The organism is Pseudomonas sp. NFACC14 (genome assembly GCF_900106885.1).
In the GTDB taxonomy this organism is placed as follows: Bacteria; Pseudomonadota; Gammaproteobacteria; order Pseudomonadales; family Pseudomonadaceae; genus Aquipseudomonas; species Aquipseudomonas fluorescens_AA.
Genome location: NZ_FNOA01000007.1, coordinates 237,754 through 256,403, shown reverse-complemented (window position 1 = coordinate 256,403; position 18,650 = coordinate 237,754). Strand labels below are relative to the sequence as shown.

Here is an 18,650-nt window from a genome sequence, read left to right as displayed (position 1 = left end):
GAACGCGGTCAACGAAACGGTGAGCAAACTCTCGCAGATCATCGGCGAAGTTCGCAGTTCCGCCGATTCGCTCTCCAGCGCTTCGGAAGAGATTTCCGCCACGGCCCAGAGCATTAGCCAGTCGGCTTCGGTACAGGCGGCGTCGGTTGAAGAGACGTCGGCGTCGATGGAGCAAATGTCGGCGTCGATTTCGCAGAACACCGAGAACGCCAAGGTGACCGATGGCATGGCCGGCAAGGCGAGCAAGGAAGCGAGCGAGGGCGGACAGGCCGTCAAGGACACCGTCTCGGCCATGAAAACCATCGCGGAGAAGATTGGGATCGTCGATTCGATCGCCTATCAGACGAATCTGCTGGCGCTCAACGCGGCCATCGAAGCGGCTCGTGCCGGCGAACACGGCAAGGGCTTCGCGGTCGTCGCCGCTGAGGTGCGCAAGCTCGCCGAACGTAGCCAGATCGCGGCGCAGGAAATCGGCCAGGTGGCCAAAAACAGTGTCGCCCTGGCTGAACGGGCCGGCAACCTGCTGGATGAAATCGTGCCCTCGATCACCAAGACTTCCGATTTGGTCCAGGAGATCGCCGCGGCGTCCGAAGAGCAGTCCATCGGCTCCGAGCAGATCAATACCGCCATGTCGCAGATGAGCCAGATCACTCAGCAAAACGCCTCGGCTTCCGAAGAGCTGGCCGCCACCGCCGAGGAAATGAGCAGCCAGGCCGAACAGTTGCAGGAGTTGATGGGCTTTTTCACCCTGCAGGGTCGGGTGGCGGTGTCAGCCGTTCCTCGGGCCGCTGCTTCCAGTCTGGGCGGCGTGCAAAGCAGTGAGCATGCCCAGGAAGGCGGTTTCATTCGCTTCGGGAGTTGAGCCATGGACGCTGCAGTCTTGAGCCATTTCGAGTATGCGCCGCAGAGTCCGTGTGACAGCGAATTCCTGCAGTTTCTGACGTTCGTGTCCGCCAGGGAGGTCTATGCAATCGATACCTTGTGTGTGCGTGAAATCATCGAATACGGCCAGGTCACAAGCGTACCGATGATGCCGGATTTTATCCGCGGGGTGATCAACCTCCGCGGCTCGGTGGTCCCGGTGATCGATCTGCAGGCGCGCTTTGGCAAGGGCGCCACGCAGCAAGGCAACAGGACCTGCATCGTTGTCCTGGAACTGATCCAGGAAGGCGAACCCCACGTGCTGGGCATCGTCGTCGACTCGGTGAGCGAGGTGATCGAAATCGAGCTGGCCGACATCAAGGCCGCTCCAGCGATCGGAAACCGGATCCGTGAAGACTTCATTCGAGGGATGGTCAAGGTGCGAGGGGCGTTCCTGACGGTGCTTCAGCTCGACCAGGTGCTGTGTGTCAATGAGATCGCCAGCCAGTTGCATTGAGTCGTCGCGCCCAGGCGTGCGTACGTTGTCTTGAGAGGGGGCCGCCGCCTGCGGTGGGTCCCGAGGAGTGAACCATGTCCATATCCGCGTCGCGTTCGCCGGCCCCAGGGACGGCAGCCCCACAGTACCTGACCTTCAGCGTGGGTCAGGAGATGTTTGCGGTAGGTACCCTGTGCGTCCGGGAGATTGTCGAATACGGCCCGATTACCCCGTTGCCGATGGCGCCGCCAAAGGTTCGCGGCATCACCAACCTGCGCGGTGCGGCCATTCCAGTGCTGGATCTCGGATTGTGTTTTGGTGGCGCCCAGACTTTGGAAAACCCACGCACCTGCATCGTCATGCTGGAAGTCGACGGCAGCGGTGGTACAGGCCTGGTGGGCATCATCGTGGACGCCGTCAGCGAGGTGCTGGAGATACCGGCCGAGCAGATCGAACCGGCACCGGCACTCCAGGAGCGCCTTAGCCCTGAATTCGTGGTGGGGGTTGGCAAGCTCAGTGATCGTTTTGTCCTGTTGCTGGACATCGCACACCTGCTCAGTCGCAATGACTGGTCGGCACTCCTTGCTTCGAACATCAACGAAGGCGGGTTGAACGTATGAATGCCGTCCTCTCCGACAACGAGTTCCAGCAGTTTCGGTCAATGATTCACGAAATCGCCGGGATCAGCTTATCCGTTGCCAAGAAGCAACTGGTCAGTGGCCGCTTGGCCAAGCGCTTGCAGTTTTTCAACTTGACCAGCTACGGCAGCTATTACCGGTTGCTGATGAAGGACCGGGCCGAGTTGCAAATGGCGGTGGACTTGCTGACCACCAATGAAACCTACTTTTTCCGCGAACCCAAGCATTTCGAGTTTCTGCGCGACGTGATTCTTCCCGGGCTTCGTGGCAATGGCCCGGTGCGTATTTGGAGTGGTGCCTGCTCCACGGGAGAGGAACCCTACACCCTGGCCATGGTACTGGCCGACAGCTTGGGCACCCGGCCATGGGAGATCCTCGCTTCCGACATCAGTAGCCGGGTGCTGGAAAAAGCCGAGGGCGGACGCTACCCGCTGGATGGTATCCGCGGTATTCCCGAGGCGCTGTTGAACAAGTACTGCCTGAGGGGCGTGGGCTGCAACAACGGCATTTTCATGGTCGACCGCGCGTTGGCGTCACGGATTACCTTCACTTCGATCAACTTGAACAATGCGCTGCCTTCGGTGGGGCAGTTCGACGTGATCTTCCTGCGCAACGTGATGATCTATTTCGATAACCAGACCAAGTCCGAGGTGGTGAAGCGCTTGAGCAAACACCTGAGGCCGGGTGGCTATTTCATCGTGAGCCATTCGGAAAGCCTGAACGGCATCAGCGATGAATTGCAGGTGGTCAAGCCCTCGATCTATCGCAAACCGGATGCTTGAGATGGCTCGGGTGGTCGAATACTTCCTGCAGCCCGGCGAGGTGGCGTTCGGAGGGCGCCAGATGCGCTTATGTACGGTGCTGGGTTCCTGCGTTGCCCTGGTGTTCTGGCATCCGCAACGCTTGTTGGGCGGCATGTGTCATTTCATGTTGCCTCGTCGGGGAGGGCACGGCGCGGGACACCTGAACGGTCGTTATGCGACGGATGCCTTGATGCTGCTGTTCGAGTGCATTCATCAGGCGGGCGCCCGGCCCGAGCAGTTCGAGGTGAGCCTTTTTGGCGGGGCTGACATGTTTCCCGGGGTGGAGCGTGGTGACGCTATCGGCATTGGCCAACAGAACGTCAATGCCGCCATTCGCCTGATCCAGGACCATGGGTTGCAATGCCGGGCCTATCACGTAGGTGGCCGGGGGTATCGCCACTTGGTGTTCGATGTGAGCACCGGACGCCTTCAGCTCAATCATGCCGACTCGGTACGCAAAGTATTCGAATCGCCCAAGAGTAATGTCTGATGACGGATATCAAGGTCTTGATCGTTGATGATTCCGCCGTGGTGCGCCAGGTGCTGAGTGCAGTTCTGAACCAGGCCAGCGGGATCCAGGTGATCGATGTTGCCATCGATCCGATATACGCCATGGAGAAGATGAACAAACAATGGCCTGACGTCATCGTGTTGGACGTCGAGATGCCACGAATGGACGGCATCACCTTCCTGAAAAAACTCATGGCGCAAAAGCCTACGCCGGTGGTGATTTGCTCGACGCTGACAGAGAAGGGCGCCAAGACCACCTTGCAGGCATTGGCGGCTGGTGCTGTGAGTATCGTCACCAAGCCACAGTCCAACCTGCGGCAGTTCCTGACTGAAAACGCGGACGAACTGGTCCAGGCCGTCAGGGCGGCGGCGAAGGCCAACATGCGGTGCGTAGCGGGCGCCCGGGCGCCTGTCGAGGTAGCGCCCCGGCTCAGTGCCGATTCGATCCTGCCCCCTGCGTCCGTAGCCATGGCCCGCACGACTGAAAGCATCGTGGCCATAGGCACTTCCACCGGGGGCACCCTGGCCCTGGAACAGGTTCTCCAAGGGTTGTCGCGGGTATGTCCTGGCATCGTCGTCGTGCAGCATATGCCGGAGAAGTTCACCGCCGCCTTCGCCGAGCGTCTCAATCACGTTTGTGAGATCGAGGTCCGTGAGGCGGTACAGGGCGATCGCATCATTCCCGGGCGTGCGCTGATCGCACCGGGTGGCAACCATATGCTGGTCAAGCGCAGTGGTGCCCAGTACCAGGTGGATATTGTCCAAGGGCCTCCCGTCAGCCGGCATCGACCCTCGGTGGATGTACTGTTCCGTTCGGTCGCACGTAGCGCCGGCAGCAATGCCTTGGGCATCATCATGACGGGCATGGGGGATGATGGCGCTCGCGGACTCAAGGAAATGCGCGATGCCGGCGCCAGGACCCTGGGTCAGGACGAAGCGTCTTGCGTGGTGTATGGAATGCCGCGCGAGGCATTCAAGCTGGGCGCGGTCGAGCGCGAGCTGCCTCTGGAGCAGATCGCTTCAGCCATCCTTGGCGTCCGCGGGCATCCAACCTGAATCGCGCCGTTTTCAGACCAGCCCTTCATTCAAGGCATAGCGCACCAGGTCTGTGCTGGTGGCAAAGCACATCTTTTCCATCAGCCGAGTCTTATGCGTGCTGACGGTCTTGTTGCTGATCACCAGTTGTTCGGCGATCTGGTTGACACTCAGCCCTTGGGCCAGCATGCGCAGGATCTGGAATTCACGCGAGGTCAGGCTCTGCGAGGCGTTCTCGGGCGTCACACCGCTGCTCTGCAGGGCGATCTGTTCGGCCAGTTGCGGGTCGAGGTAGCGTGCGCCGGTGCTCACCTTGCGGATCGCCGCCAGCAGCGCTTCCGGGTCGCGGTCCTTGGTCATGTAGCCTGAGGCGCCGGCGCGTAGGGCTCGCTGGGCAATGTGGGCTTCATTGTGCATGCTCAGGATGAGCATCGGCAGCTTGGGGTAATGGGCGTGGATACGGCCGATCAGGTCCTCGCCACTCGAACCGGGCATGGTCATGTCGAGCAGGAGCACATCGATATCGGTATGGCGCAACAACTCCAGGACCTGGGCTCCGTTCTCTGCTTCCGCCACCACGGCAATATCCTTGACCAGCGCGAACAATTGCTTGAGGCCTTCGCGCATGATCGTGTGATCGTCGGCCACCATTAAACGGATCATGAGTCTTGACTCCTTGAAGCCGGTACACGTAATTGGACAGTGGTGCCGCTGCCAGGGGTGCTGGATATGGTGGTGGTTCCCCCCAGGGTCAGGCCCCGTTCGCGCATTCCCAGCAAGCCGAGGGTCCTGGACGCTTGTTCGCGTTGCTCGAAGCCTTTGCCGTTGTCGATGATTTCCAGTGACCAGCCGTTCTCGCCTTGCTCGAACCTGATATCGACCCGAGTGGCTTCGGCGTGTCGGGCGATGTTGGTCAGCGACTCCTGGGCGATCCTGAATGCAGCGGTTGCACTGGCATCGTCCAAATGGATTTTCTGCGGGTGAATCTGCAGGTTGCAGTCGATGCCCTGTTGCTGCTTGAACGTATCGCTCAGCCATTCCAGTGACGCGGCGATACCCATGTTGAGGATCGAGGGGCGCAGGCTGGTGGAAATGTTCCTGACCACCTGCACCGTTTGGTCGATCAGTTGCAGCAGGCGTGCCACTTGTTCGCTGAGCTGGGGCAGTTGCTCGCCGTACTGGAAGCGCAGCAGCGAAGTGCCCATGCGTATGGCGGTCAGATGTTGTCCGAGCTCATCGTGGATCTCCTGCGCAATGAGCTTGCGTTCCTCCTCCCGCGCACTTTCCCGACTGGACATCAATTGGCGCAGTTGCTTGTTGAGCGAAGCCAGGCGCAGTTCGGCCAGGCGCAGCTGCGATATGTCGCGAACGACAGCCAGCACGGTGGCGATTTTCCCCTGGATGTCCTGCTCGGGAACCAGACTGATGTGATAGACGCGCTGCAATCGATGTTGCTCGGTGAGCACATACTCATGCTCCAGAGGCTGGCCTTTTTCCACTGCTTCGATGACGGCTGCATGGAACAATTGGCTCTGCAGGTTTTTCGGCAGGATCTCGAGCAGGTCCTTGTGCAGCAAATCGATTTGCGGGCGATCCAACCAGGCTTCCAATGCCGGATTGACGAACAGCAGTTTCGCCGTTCGACTCAATCGTGCGATACCGTCTGGAGAGTTCTCAACCAGTGTGCCAATTTCCTGCTGCCTAGCCAGTTCGTTGCGCTGAGCTTCCAGGATATCGGTAATGTTGCGAGCAATGCATACCAGGCGATGCAAGCGTCCATTTGAATCCGCTACGGGTACCAGATTGAAATGGACGACGAGTGAGTGCTGACCGCAAGGCAGGTGTGCATCCAGTTCGATGGGAGCACCTACGGCAAGGCAGTGCAGACAGATAGCCTCGACGATACTGGCGGCCTCTTTTTCCAGGCAATGGCCCAGCGATTGGCCGATCAGGTCCGAATGACTTTTGGCGAGCATTTCGCACAGCTTTGGATTGGCCTCCAGGCAACTGAGCTGCTGGTCGGCATCCACGGCGAGCAGGCAAAGCATGTCTTGCGAATGATCGAAGACTTCGCGGTAACGGCGTTCGCTTTGCGCCAGGTGGTTATGGGCCGAGCAGCGCTCCCAGGCGATGGCACCGATATGGCTGGCCATTTGTGCATGCTTGCGGTCCTGCTCGCTCAGTGAGGTGTCGCCGCCGACGAACAATAGGATGGCGCCCATCGTGATACCGGTCTTATTGACCACCGGTTCTACCCAACAACCCCGATAACCTGCCTGCAAGGCGGGCTGGCTGAACGCGAGGTCCGGGGCATCGCTCCTTAAATCAGATATGAAATGGTGGTGTTCGAACAGTTCAGGATGTCGATCAAGATCTTCGGCCAGACAGGTTGCAATCGGGAGCGTGCCCGAAGGGGAGGCGCGAAGGGGCTCGTCGCCAGGCACAGCCTTGAAGGCCATGACGTTGTGGAACTCGGGCGTCAGAATATCCAGGTAGGCGCCGAGCAGTGGCAGCACCTCCAGGAGTGTGTCGTGAGTGACCATTTTTTGAAAAATGGCGGAGCGCGCATTCTCGGCTCGCTCCTGTCGGCGCAACGCACTGATATCCTGGGCTGTGACCAGCACCCCGCACAGCTCGCCTGTTTCGTCCTGCTCTGGCGTCAGGTGGCACAGGAAATCCACGGAACGACGTGAATGCGAGCCCCTGTTTTCCAGCAGGAACGTATTGGCTACGCCGGTTGACAGCGTGAGTTCCACTTGCGTGCGAAAATATTCGTCGAGCTGATTGGGCGTCGAGGCGCGTTCGGTAATGTGAGTGTTGGGAAATCCGCGGGTGCGCTCAAGCTCGGGATTGGCATAGATCTGTTGTCCAAGCCGGTTATAGCGAAGAATGATGTTTTGTGAGTTTTTGGCCAGTGAAAGGTACTTCTGTTCGTTATTGAACAGTGCTTTGCGCAAGGCAAGATGCTCACTGATGTCTTCCAGCTGCGAAACAAAGTAAAGCGCCTCGGCATCAGCGTTACGGGCGATGCCCAGGGTCAAACGTGCCCACAGCGTGCTGCCGTCCTTACGGATGTAGCGTTTCTCCAGGGTCAGGCTCGTGCGGTGTCCCTGGATGAGCCTGTGCAATTCCTCTTTATTGATATCGACGTCGTCCGGATGCGTCAAACGCTGGAAGGATGTGGCGCGAAGTTCTTCTTCGGTGTAGCCAAGCATCTGACACAGCATTCGATTGGCCGCGATCCATTCACCGCTCATTCGCAATAAGGCCAGGCCCGTGCCGGCAGAATCGAACGCCAGGCGATAATCCTGTTCGGCAAGGTGGACGAGTTCGGCGCGGCGGACTTTCACCAAGTAGGTCGATTGTTGTGCCTTGTAGTCGAGGGTCACTTTCAGCGTGTCGCCGCTGGCCGAGGTAATCTGGAAATACCAGTTCCCCTTGAGTCGCGCATGGGTCAGGTGCTGTTCAAACGTCAGCGGCTTGAGCGAAAACAACGCAGGCGAGGGCATCAGGGCGGCGACGCTCTCGCTCAGCCCCAGCAGTCCGCTGGCGCAGTCATCCATGATGAGCAACGATCCTTGGGCATCCAGCAACACGACACCCACATCATCCGCATCCTGCGTGAACGGTGTTGCTACCGCCATGGCTGCATCCATTCGCCCCATCCTCTGGTCACCGTTCTTGAGCATAGCTTAAGTCTTGAAACCGAAATCGAGTGTTCGACTATGGTCATAAGGCTATCCCACAAGCTTTTGATCAATGCTGGGCGGTACCGGCAGGTTGTGTAGCCGGCGGACGAAAGGAAAGGAGTCCCGTTGGACAGAAATCAGGGATGCGACCACAATGATATCGCTGTGATATTAGCGGTGCCGCCAACGGAATGAGCGTGCTTATGCGAGCAGCTTCAAAACAGAGGGTCAGTCTGCGCAGATGGATCTGGCGGGCGTTTGCCAGTACGAGCCTGTTGCCACTCATCTTGGTGGAAGGGGTGCTGATCACCGCTTATTTCATCACGAACCAGTCCATTCGAAGTTCTCAGATCGAGCACCTGCATCAAAGTGCAACGCGAGACATCCAGATATCGGTTCAGCAGAATGCATTGTTGGTGCAAGGACAGTTGGAGCGGATCCACAAGGCGATCGACCTCTATGCCAAGTCCACTGAGCATGAACTCACCGAAAACCAGAATCTCACGGCGGCATCGCTGTCATCGAGTGCTGACGGGGTCCGCTACAGTGCGGTAAACGACGGCGCATCCGCCTCGTTTTATTCGAATATCACTGCCCCGCAAAAGCAGGATCTCTACAAGATCTCTCTCCTGGCAAATCAGGATTTCATGATGAAGCAGTTGAAGGATGGGGATCCGTTGATTGCCAGCATCTATTTCAACAGTTGGGACAGCTATAACCGGATTTATCCCTGGTTCAATACGCTCGAACAGTACCCCCACGATATGGATATCACCCGATACAACTTCTACTACCTGGCCGATGCACAGCACAATCCTGATAAAAAAGTAGTCTGGACGGACGTCTACCTGGACCCCGCGGGTCTGGGGTGGATGATGTCTGCCATTGCGCCGGTCTATAAGGGAGACTTTCTCGAGGGGGTCGCCGGAGTTGATGTCACGGTCGACGGTATCTTGAAGCGAATAGAGCAGTTGCAGATGCCGTGGGACGGCTACCTGATGCTGGTCAATAACAAGCTCGATGTCATGGCGGTACCCAAGGCGGGTCAACGTGATTTCTCCCTGCGAGTCGAGAACCAGCCCGCCGCAGAGCCTGTCGAGCGCGAACGTTTGCAGTCTCCGGATTTAAATCTCACCCGTCATCCGGACCTCGCCAGTCTCAATCAGAACTTACCGGACCATCCGCAGGGCATCGTCGCCCTGACGTTGAATGGACGGCCTCATCTGGTCGCCTGGAACGAGATCCCGTCCACTGGCTGGTTCCTGCTGGCGGTGGTGGACGAAGCGGCGGTCATGCAGGAAACCAATCTGCTCGCCAGTCATTACCGCGAAGTGGGTTATCTGTTGGTCGCGGGGCTGGTCCTGTTCTACGCCTTGTTCTTTGCCTTCATGTGGTGGCGAACACGGGATCTCAGTCGCCAATTGAGCGCGCCGGTGCAGGGGGTCTCACGAATGATGCGAGAAATCGGCCGGGGTAACTGGCAACCGGCGGAGAGCCCCTCCGATATCTCCGAACTCTGGTCAATGTCCAACCAGGCACTGGGAATGGGCAGGCAGTTGGCCCAGGCCGAATTCGTTCGCAGTTCCACACAGCAGCGTCTCGAGTTGGTCATGGAGAGTTTTGCCGAAGGGCTCTGGGAGTATTACCCCCAGCGGCAGCGTTTTATTCTCAAGGGCGCCCTGTGCCAGCGTTTCGGCTTTGCCGCCAATGAAGTACCGATGGCGACACTGCTGGAGAACATTCCCATTGAAGACAGGCAGGCCTTCATGGGGTTTCTGGAGGAGGCCAGGGGCACTGCCAGCGTGGCGCCGGAAGCGGAGTTCCGGATCAGGGACGTGCAGGGCAAGTTGATCTGGATCCTCTGCCGGGGCCGTATGCTGGAACCCTCGCGGCTTGAGGATGCCAGTGTCGTGGTGGTGGCGTGTGTCGACATTACGACGCTCAAGCAGACCCAGCTGGATCTGCGGGAGAAAACCCTGGAGGCAGAGGCCGCCAGTACGGCCAAGTCCAAGTTCATCTCCAGCATGAGCCATGAGTTGCGTACGCCGTTGAATGCAATCTACGGGTTTGCCCAGCTGGGGCTCATGCAGCCGCCTGACGAGGCATCGCAGCAAACGGCCAACCTGCAGGAAATCATCGAGGCCAGCGAGCACCTCATGCAGTTGGTTGACGATCTGCTCGAACTCTCCAGTCTGCAGGCTGAGAGGCCTCTGCTGGATCTCAAGCCGGTGCACGTGGCGAGCCTGTTATCCAACTGCGCTGACATGGTCCAGCAGCAGATCGCTGCCCACGGCCAGACCCTGCACACCCATGCTCCTCTGGATACATGGCATGTCTGGGCGGATAAGCGCCGCCTCAAGCAGGTCCTGATCAATCTGTTATCCAATGCAATCAAGTACAACCGGCCCGGGGGGGACATCACCCTGGGGGCCACGGTTGTCGAGGGGGGAGCCCGGTTGCGTCTTTATGTGACGGATACCGGCATGGGCATTCCCCCGGCGTTGCAGGCCGAGCTGTTCAGGCCCTTCCAGCGTTTGGGTAAAGAGAATTCTTCCATCCAGGGCACGGGCATTGGCTTGGCGCTGTGTCGGGACCTGGCACTGCTGATGCACGGCAGCATGGGCCTTGAAAGCCACGTCGAGGTGGGGTCGACTTTCTGGATCGACATGTGCTCGTCGGCTTTTCCAGCCCCCGGGGGCGATCCCACAGTGTCGGCGATTGGCTTGCCACGCGTGCTGTTGGTCAGCAGCAACCCCAAGGATGGTGAGGTGGTCCGAGAGGCACTGGCCGGTGATTTCGAGTTGCAACGGGTCACCACGTTGCCCGATGCCAGCGTCGTGCTTGATACCACGGCAGTCAGCGTATTGATTGTCGCCACCGCGGACCGTGTGCCTGTGCTGGACACTTTTTTCCGCAGTCTACGCACTAGGATCGCAGAGACTGCCCTGGCGATCGTCGTGGTTCGTGCGGCCGTCGATCACGCTTCGATTAGCCAACTGGAGTGCCAGGCCATCGTGGCTTCTCCCTTGGAGAGGCAGAGTATTCGTCACCTGGTATTGACGCTCGCCACGAAGAGGGCAGATGCATGTTCGCCAAAGTAAATGCTGAAAGCAGGATTGTCATTATCGACGATGTGCCCACCAATCTCCGGCTTCTGGATTCATGCTTGCGAGCCGTGGGCCTGCGCAACATCATGACCTTCAGCGACTCGGGCCAAGGACTGGACTGGCTGCTCTCGAACGCCTGGGACCTGGTGTTGCTGGACCTGGATATGCCCGCGCCCGATGGCTTCGAGATCCTTGAGCGCCTCAGCATACGTGATCGCACGGAGTCTCCGGTGATCATCGTAACGGCCCTGAATAACCAGACGAGCAGGCGAAAAGGACTGGAGAAGGGCGCCAACGACTTCATCTGCAAACCCATCGACCTGCCTGAGGTGCTGCTCAGGGTACGTAATTGCCTGGAGTTGGCGCAGGCGGCGAAGCAGTTGCGCGAGGTCAATGTCGAGCTCGAGCGCAAAGTCGAGCTACGTACGGCCCAACTGGCTTCCAGCTACAAGGCGATCAGCAGCAGCTTGAGTCGAGCAGCCAGCTATCGCGACGATGACACGGGGCATCACATTGTTCGTATTGGCGAGTCCGCCGCGTTATTGGCCAAGGCAATCGGCATGCCCTCCCAATGGTGCGACCTCATGAAGATGGCGGCGCCGATGCACGATATCGGGAAAATCGGCATTGCCGACGCCATTCTGCAAAAACCTGGAGCGTTGACACCGCAGGAAAGAGAGATCATGCAGGAACATGCCCGTATCGGTTATGAAATCCTGCATGACCCGGACGGTTCTCCCTTGACGGATCTGGCAGCGGAAATTGCCCTGGCGCATCACGAGCGCTGGGACGGCACCGGTTATCCCAAGGGATTGCGAGGTAAGGAGATTCCATTATCGGCAAGGATTGTGTCGATATGCGATGTGTATGACGCCATAAGAATGCCTAGAGCCTACAAACAGGCTTGGGATGTCGAGCGTTCGAGGCGTTACATCACCGATCAAGCCGGTACCCAGTTCGATCCCTCCCTGGTGGACGTCTTTTGTAACCTCTTTGATGAAATAGATCGTTTGCGCTTGCCCGATGCGCGAGAGGGCTGAGATTGTTCTATGAGCGTGCAGCTTTGGTATCTCCACGCCGGTTGCGGCGGGGATTGGCAACGGCCACATGCAGTGTGTGTCGCATGCTACTGGTCCTGTTGTAGCTTGGAAGCGGATCTTTCTATGATGATCTTGGAGCGCTTAGGATTACTCCCTCAATTCAATGGAGCAAGGCACGCTTTATGGAGATCGAATTTCGCGGTAATGGCATGCATGGGAATCCGTCTGTAGGTACATGCGATGAGTACGGTGTGAGCGGGATTACCAGCTTTGACGATCTGACCGAGGCTCGTCGTAAGATTGCAGAATCGCACCCAGGCTTTAAACCTCTGTTCTCGCTCGATGATCTGCACCAGGCTCGATACACGTCGGGCCATGCTCGCAGTCATTTAGGAATGGATGACGCCACCGAGGATGACATCGCGGGGCTGCCTCAAGAATGTTTTGAGAACGGTGAATATGTAGGTTATCCGACCACGAAAGCGGAGTTCGCAATCTGCCTTCGCAATTTCACGAACCTGGTAGCAGCTACGTCTTTCGAAGATGCTTGTGCTCATGGTTTGACGCTTGATGAGCAGGCCCTGCAGGAGTGGATTGGTTATCAGGAAAAACCTGTATCGATAATCGACCAGCCCATGTCAGCGCTTTTGGTACCCGTTCAGGAGTCTTACCAGGCGCTCGCTGCTTTTCCCAACGGTTATTTCACTTCCGATTTGGATCCTGCGAAAAACTTTGCGGTTGCGCGTCATTTTTCAGAAGCGCATGGCTATGAGCTAATGGGCGTAGGTGCCTCTTACATCGGCTTCATTCGTGCTGAGCCGCCTGACCTCTCTCTGGCCAATCTTGTTGCGAAAGACTTTTGCGCGCTCTACAACACGAGCATTGAAAAACTACAAGCACGCATTTTTGCGGTCGCTCAGGCGGTCTCGGGTCGGACTCATCTTTGGCTGCGTTATGTGGAGTGATAATTCCAAACAATCCGCGCCGGCCGCCTTTCGGATCGGTCAACTGCGTTAAGCCCAGCTCAGGAATAAGTCGGATAATCCACGTAGCCACGCTGATCACCACCGAAGAAGGTGCTCGGGTCTGGTGTATTGAGCGGTAACCCGTCGCGAATTCGCCGGGGCAGATCCGGGTTTGCCAGGAACGCTCTGCCGAACGCAATGATGTCCGCCCGGCCGTCGATCAAGGCCTGTTCCGCCGTCTTGGGGTCGTAGCCACCGGCGATCATCAACACGCCCTCCCATGCCGCACGTAATTGACCGATGATTTCATCCCAGCGTGGATCGAAGTGCTCGTCCTTGACGGTGCCAACCACGGCGGGCTCGACGAGGTGCAGATAGGCCAGCGTCCATTGGTTCAACGAGCGCACGATGTAGCCGAATGTCGCCTGCGGTGTCTGGTCGCCCATGCCCATGAACCGTCCCATCGGCGTCAAGCGTACGCCTACGCGCTCTGCGCCCACTTCGTCGACTACGGCGGCGACTACTTCCAATAACAGCCGTGCACGGTTTTCCAGGCTTCCACCGTAAGCATCCTCGCGCTGGTTACTGTTACTGTTGATGAACTGGTCCAGCAGATAACCATTGCCCGCATGAATTTCCACGCCGTCCATTCCAGCGTCCAGTGCATTGCGCGCGGCCCGGCGGTAGTCGTCGATGATGTCGGTGATCTCTGGAGCCTGCAGTGCACGTGGCACCGGTACATCGCTCCAGACACCGTTGCCATCCGCGTCGACGATGAACGTCTTGCCTGGCACGGGTAACGCGCTCGGGGCAACCGGGCGCGCGTTGTCAGGCTGAAAGCTCGGGTGGGACACGCGGCCGACATGCCAGAGCTGCATGAAGATCAGGCCGCCGCTCTCATGCACCTGGGTGCTGACTGCACGCCAGGCTTGCACCTGTTCAGCGTTGTAAATGCCCGGTGTCCAGGCATAGCCTTGGCCTTGCCGGGAAATTTGCGTCGCTTCGGTAATGATCAACGCGGCGCTCGCACGCTGGCGGTAATACTCGGCGTTCATGGCCGTTGGCACGTCGCCCGGTTGCCCGGCGCGAGAGCGTGTCAAAGGCGCCATCACCACGCGGTGAGGGAGTGTGTAGGGGCCCAATGCGATGGGTTGGAACAGGTGCTGCGGCATGAGGTGTTCTCCGATAGTGGTACAGAAAGCAGGGCGGCGGCGGACGTTGGGTCAGGCACCGGATGGCTCAAGTTAATCGGCGGGAGGGCGTTTGATAATCCGAGGAAAGCCCAACACTGCGTTGCGTGAAGCGCAACGCAGTGCAGGTCAGGACGGTTGCTCCGAGCGGGTCAGGGGCAGGTTCAACCAGCGTCGGCCGGTGGCGTTCGCCACGGCGTTGCCGATGGCGGCGGCCATGGGACCCTGGACGATTTCGGCGGCGCCGAGAAACGGTTGTCCCGGTTGGTCGAGTAGATGAACATCGACCTTCCTGGGCACCTGCGAAAAGCGCAGGATCGGATAACCACTCCAGTCGTAGCTGCGTATACCCCCGGCGTCATAGGCGACCTGTTCATACAGTGTCCAACTGGTGGACTGGACGATCCCGCCCTCCACCTGATTACGCAGGCCATCGGGATTGACGATCTGTCCGACGTCCACCGCCGTGACCACATGCTCGATCTGGACTTCACCGGTCAGCGGATGTACCTGAAGTCGTACCGCGATAGCGCAGTAGCCCATGATGTTTTTGTACCGGGCAAAGGCGAAGCCGATGCCTGCGCCAGGCTCATTGCTTTTTTGCTGCCAGCCAATGGCGTCGCGAACCCGCTCCACCACGGCCCGCGCCCGGGGATCTTCCAGATGAGCCAGGCGCAAGGCTATCGGATCGACCCTGGCCCTGGACGCAAGCTCATCCATGCACGCTTCGATCGCAAAAATGTTGATGTGCGCACCCAGTGAACGCATGGCCGAGGTGCGAAAGGGCATCTGCGTGACAAAGTTCATGTTGATGCGGGTAGAAGCCCGCGTGTAGAGCGGCACGGCGTTGCGATCGCCATCGCCTTCAGGTTGAGCGATGGGCACCGAAGGTGCGGAGGCGAACGGTCGAGCCAGCAATCGCGCTGGCAGCAACCGGCCGGCGTTGACGATGCGTTCGTTGTGCGGCGTCGTCCACAGTTCATAGTTCCAGTCCTGCAACCGACCTTGGGCGTCCAGGTTGGCTTTGACTTCGGTGACCATCGCCGAGCTGTAGGGCTCCCAGAGATTTTCCTGCTCGCGCATCCATTGGACCCGGACCGGTGTGCCGGGTATGCGCATGGCAATCAACGCCGCGTCGGCGGCCGCATCGTCCGCGCCATTATGGCCATAACAACCGGACCCTTCGGTGTGGATACAGCGAACGCGCTCGGGGGGGAGCTGCACCATTTCGGCGATCCCGGCCCGCAGGGGATACACGCCCTGGGTGTGGGTCCAGACGGTGAGGGTGCCATCCTTGAACCAGGCCACGGCGCAGGACGGGCCAATGGAGCCATGCATCAGGTATTGTTTGGTCACGCGTGCCTGATAGCTGTTGTCGGTCGGACCCTGGGCAGTGCGTTCATGGCTGATCGGGTAGGGGCGTGAAGGGAGGCGTTTGAGCAATGCGTGGATGTCCGCGGATTCGGGTATAGCCTGGCCACCGCTCCAGCGCGCCGTTTCGTATCCGCTGCGCATCGCTTTGATCGCTTGCCATTCATCCCGCGCGACCACCGCAAGATAATTGCCGTCGCGAATCACCTGCACGACTCCGCTGAGCGCTTCGACCGACGCCGCATCAAAGGCCCGCAGCGTGCAGCCGGGTCGGGGTGGGCGAATCACCCGAGCGTGCAGCATGCCCGGCAGGCGGATGTCCTGGACAAACGCGGCGCCACCGCTGACTTTTGCCGGAATATCCAGCCGTTGCAGCGAATGACCGATCAGCCTGAACGCGGTCGCGGCCACTGTCGGCGAATCGGACTGTGCATAGCGGTGCAGATCGACGTTTTTGATGGCGTCGGCATAGGTCATTCGTTGTCCGTTGGGACCGTGAATGATGCCCTCCCGGGTCGTCAACAGTGCCGGTGCAACCTCCCAACGACGCCCGGCCGACTCCAGCAGCAGTTCACGCACTTGTGCCGCTGCGTTGAACAGCGCGGTCCCGCTGTCGAAAATACTGTGGCTGCCAGCGGTGTAACCTTCGTTGGGCGTCAGCGCCGTGTCGGCGGTGAGCAGGTTGATCGCTGATGGAGAAACCTCCAGGCGTTCAGCGGCAATTTGCAGCAAGGCAGTCTTGACCCCGGTGCCCAATTCAACCTTGCCGGTGTAGACGGTGATGCCTTCATGACCGACGCGGATCCAGGCATCAAGATAGGGATTGGTGCGCAGGCTGCCGGGCAGATCCGGTGCCAATACCACCGTGCCAAGCGTGTCGACTTCGGTGTCCGCCCACGCACGTCGCGGCACCGGTACCAGGGTAAACGCCATCAGCAAGGCGCCCCCACGTAGGAATGCGCGACGGCTGTGATTGACCTCGTTGACCACTGTCATGGCGCGCTCCCGTTTTGCCTGGCGACAAGGCTGATCGCGTCGATGATTCGCAAGTGGGTGCCGCATCGACACAGGTTGCCGGCCATGTACTCACGAATGGTCTGTTCATCCGGCTGCGGGTTGCTCTCCAGCAGTGACTGCGCGCGCATCAACATACCGGCGATGCAGTAGCCGCACTGGGCCGCCTGTTTCTCGATAAAGGCCTTTTGCAAAGGGCCGGGATGTTCGGCGGTACCGAGACTTTCCACCGTCCGGACCTGCTTGCCGCCAAGGCCCGCGCACGGCGTCACACAGGAAAATACAGGCTTGTCATCGACGATGACCGTGCAGGCGCCGCATTGCCCCAGACCACACCCGTACTTGGCGCCGTTGAGCCTCAGATGATTACGCAGCGCGTAGAGCAACGGCATGTCCGGTTCGAGGTCCAATGTCTGGGCCGAGCCGTTGACGTTAAGCGTGATTTGAGTCATTTCGTCTCCTGACGTATCGCTTCAAGGGTTGAAGAAAGGTCTGTCCAGGGTTGGTCGGGTCTGGCTTGTCGGCGCAAGTACGAAGCGAGTGCGATGAGTTGATCGTTGTCGAGGCTGGCGGCAAACGGCGGCATCATCGCTCCCGGCATGCCCGGCGTTGCCGGGACACCTTCGAACACGGTTTTCAGGAAATTGCGCGGGTTCGGGGCTTGCAACGATGACGTAAGGTCCAGCGAAGGACGCTTGTCGATTTCACGCATCGGTGCGGCTGGCCCATGGCAGCCGGCACAGGCGCTGGCGAACAGCAGGGCGCCAGTGGTCTGATCGGAGGCCCCTGCATCAGCATCTGCGGCTGGGACCTCGGTGACGACAGTTCTGGCGGGCAAGCTCAGCAGGTACTCGGCAATCGCCTCTACGTCGCCGGCTGGCAAGCGCGCCAGGCCGAGACTGACCGGGCGCATCGGGCCGGCGGCAGTTCCATGGCCGTCCACCACTTCTGCTCGCAGGTAGCTCACCAACTGATCGTAGCGCCAGGCATTTGCACGACGATCCATGCCCAGCAGCGAAGGCGCTTCCCAACCATCCACGGTACCTCCGGCCAGGCTCGCGCCGGACTTCTCGGCACCGATCAGGTTCAGCGGAGAATGACAGCCTGCGCAGTGGCCAGGGCCTTCGACCAGGTAGCGCCCGCGATTCCATGCATCGGATTGCTGCGCCACGGGAGGCAGTGGCTCGCCGTGCAGGAACAGTAAATTCCAGAACGCCACCAACGGCCGGAGGTTCATCGGGAAGCTCATGCGGTTTTGCCGGGCTGGAGCGTGCACGGCAGGGCCACTCATCAAGTACGCATAGGCGTCTTCTATATCGCCTGCCGTCATGCGCCGGTAATGCACGTACGGGAAGGCCGGATACAGGAAGTGCCCATCGCGGGCGATCCCTTCACGCATCGCCCGCTCGAACGCCGGCAGCGACCACTGGCCAATGCCAGTCTGCGGATCGGGTGTGATGTTCGTGCTGTAGAGCGTGCCAAACGGCGTCACCAGCGGCAGTCCCCCCGCCAGGTAAGGGCCGCCGGGTCTCGTGTGGCATACCGCGCAGTCGCCCGCTTCGACGACTCGCGCACCGCGTTGCAACTGCACCGAATCGAAGGTTCGCGGCCGCTCGACGGGCGCAATCGCCGGACGCCACATCAGCAGGGTGGCAGCGATCGCACCTATCGAAGCCAGGACCGCAGCGCCGATCCAAAACGGTCTGGACCTCATGGAAATGCCGATCATAGGCATCCCAAGCCTGAGGGACGCGCGCTGGACATTGAGGATGGATTCGAGGTCATTGACGGCTCCTTGAACAATCGGAAAAGGGCGCCGATGGAGAGTCCTGCGCCGAGTGCCCAAGGGTAGAGAAGCCCCATGCGCCGGAGTATCAGCGGATCACGCAAAAGCCTGTTGCGCCAACCGCAACACCGCTGGCGTTGCGTGT

Annotated in this window: 14 protein-coding genes and 1 pseudogene; 9 read left to right on the top strand and 6 right to left on the bottom strand. The window is 59.4% G+C overall.

The features are described 5' to 3' along the window. Positions 1-28 precede the first annotated feature (28 nt). The 6 genes and pseudogenes from BLU85_RS31725 to BLU85_RS13860 form a co-directional block, all read left to right on the top strand. Positions 29-862 (top strand): annotated as a pseudogene (locus tag BLU85_RS31725) (methyl-accepting chemotaxis protein); the annotation flags it as partial. Between the two features lie 3 nt (positions 863-865). Continuing rightward, the gene (locus tag BLU85_RS13880) at positions 866-1,378 is read left to right on the top strand and encodes a chemotaxis protein CheW (RefSeq protein ID WP_092202887.1); all 513 of its coding nucleotides are present in this window, start codon (positions 866-868) and stop codon (positions 1,376-1,378) included. A 74-nt stretch (positions 1,379-1,452) separates the two neighbouring features. Continuing rightward, positions 1,453-1,977 (top strand): chemotaxis protein CheW, encoded by a 525-nt coding sequence (locus BLU85_RS13875; protein WP_092202888.1) that lies wholly within the window; start codon positions 1,453-1,455, stop codon positions 1,975-1,977. After that, positions 1,974-2,777: a CheR family methyltransferase gene (locus BLU85_RS13870; protein ID WP_092202890.1), complete on the top strand. Its 804-nt coding sequence runs from the start codon at positions 1,974-1,976 to the stop codon at positions 2,775-2,777. Before BLU85_RS13875 ends, BLU85_RS13870 begins: the two co-directional genes overlap by 4 nt. Position 2,778: 1 nt before the next feature. Beyond that, entirely contained in the window at positions 2,779-3,288 is a 510-nt protein-coding gene (locus BLU85_RS13865; RefSeq protein ID WP_170847609.1) for a chemotaxis protein CheD, read from the top strand. Beyond that, positions 3,288-4,364, top strand: coding sequence for a protein-glutamate methylesterase/protein-glutamine glutaminase (locus BLU85_RS13860; RefSeq protein WP_092202892.1), 1,077 nt, complete (start codon positions 3,288-3,290; stop codon positions 4,362-4,364). The genes BLU85_RS13865 and BLU85_RS13860 overlap by 1 nt, the downstream gene beginning before the upstream one ends. A 12-nt stretch (positions 4,365-4,376) precedes the next feature. On the opposite strand, the gene BLU85_RS13855 is transcribed toward BLU85_RS13860, so the two are convergent. Continuing rightward, a complete protein-coding gene (locus BLU85_RS13855; protein WP_092142311.1) occupies positions 4,377-5,006 on the bottom strand; it encodes a response regulator in 630 nt (209 codons plus the stop codon). After that, a complete protein-coding gene (locus BLU85_RS13850) occupies positions 5,003-7,987 on the bottom strand; it encodes a PAS domain S-box protein (RefSeq protein WP_256572867.1) in 2,985 nt (994 codons plus the stop codon). The genes BLU85_RS13855 and BLU85_RS13850 overlap by 4 nt, the downstream gene beginning before the upstream one ends. 248 nt (positions 7,988-8,235) lie before the next feature. On the opposite strand from BLU85_RS13850, the gene BLU85_RS13845 reads away from it, so the two are divergent. From BLU85_RS13845 to BLU85_RS13835, 3 genes are all read left to right on the top strand, one after another. Then, positions 8,236-11,133 carry a sensor histidine kinase gene (locus BLU85_RS13845; RefSeq protein WP_092202897.1) on the top strand — a complete coding sequence of 966 codons (2,898 nt, stop codon included), beginning with the start codon at positions 8,236-8,238 and terminating at the stop codon, positions 11,131-11,133. Continuing rightward, a complete protein-coding gene (locus tag BLU85_RS13840; protein WP_092202899.1) occupies positions 11,118-12,179 on the top strand; it encodes an HD-GYP domain-containing protein in 1,062 nt (353 codons plus the stop codon). Before BLU85_RS13845 ends, BLU85_RS13840 begins: the two co-directional genes overlap by 16 nt. 182 nt (positions 12,180-12,361) lie before the next feature. Next, positions 12,362-13,144 (top strand): DUF4253 domain-containing protein, encoded by a 783-nt coding sequence (locus tag BLU85_RS13835; RefSeq protein WP_256572868.1) that lies wholly within the window; start codon positions 12,362-12,364, stop codon positions 13,142-13,144. A 59-nt stretch (positions 13,145-13,203) separates the two neighbouring features. Here BLU85_RS13835 and BLU85_RS13830 read toward each other — a convergent pair whose 3' ends face one another. From BLU85_RS13830 to BLU85_RS13815, 4 genes are all read right to left on the bottom strand, one after another. Then, complete coding sequence (locus tag BLU85_RS13830; protein ID WP_092202901.1) at positions 13,204-14,316, bottom strand: alkene reductase; 1,113 nt, start codon at positions 14,314-14,316, stop codon at positions 13,204-13,206. 147 nt (positions 14,317-14,463) lie between these two features. Then, positions 14,464-16,701, bottom strand: a complete 2,238-nt coding sequence (locus BLU85_RS13825) for a xanthine dehydrogenase family protein molybdopterin-binding subunit (protein WP_092202903.1) — start codon at positions 16,699-16,701, stop codon at positions 14,464-14,466. Beyond that, positions 16,698-17,171, bottom strand: a complete 474-nt coding sequence (locus BLU85_RS13820; protein ID WP_092202905.1) for a (2Fe-2S)-binding protein — start codon at positions 17,169-17,171, stop codon at positions 16,698-16,700. Before BLU85_RS13820 ends, BLU85_RS13825 begins: the two co-directional genes overlap by 4 nt. Continuing rightward, entirely contained in the window at positions 17,168-18,433 is a 1,266-nt protein-coding gene (locus BLU85_RS13815; protein ID WP_092203057.1) for a c-type cytochrome, read from the bottom strand. Before BLU85_RS13815 ends, BLU85_RS13820 begins: the two co-directional genes overlap by 4 nt. Between the last annotated feature and the right edge of the window lie 217 nt (positions 18,434-18,650).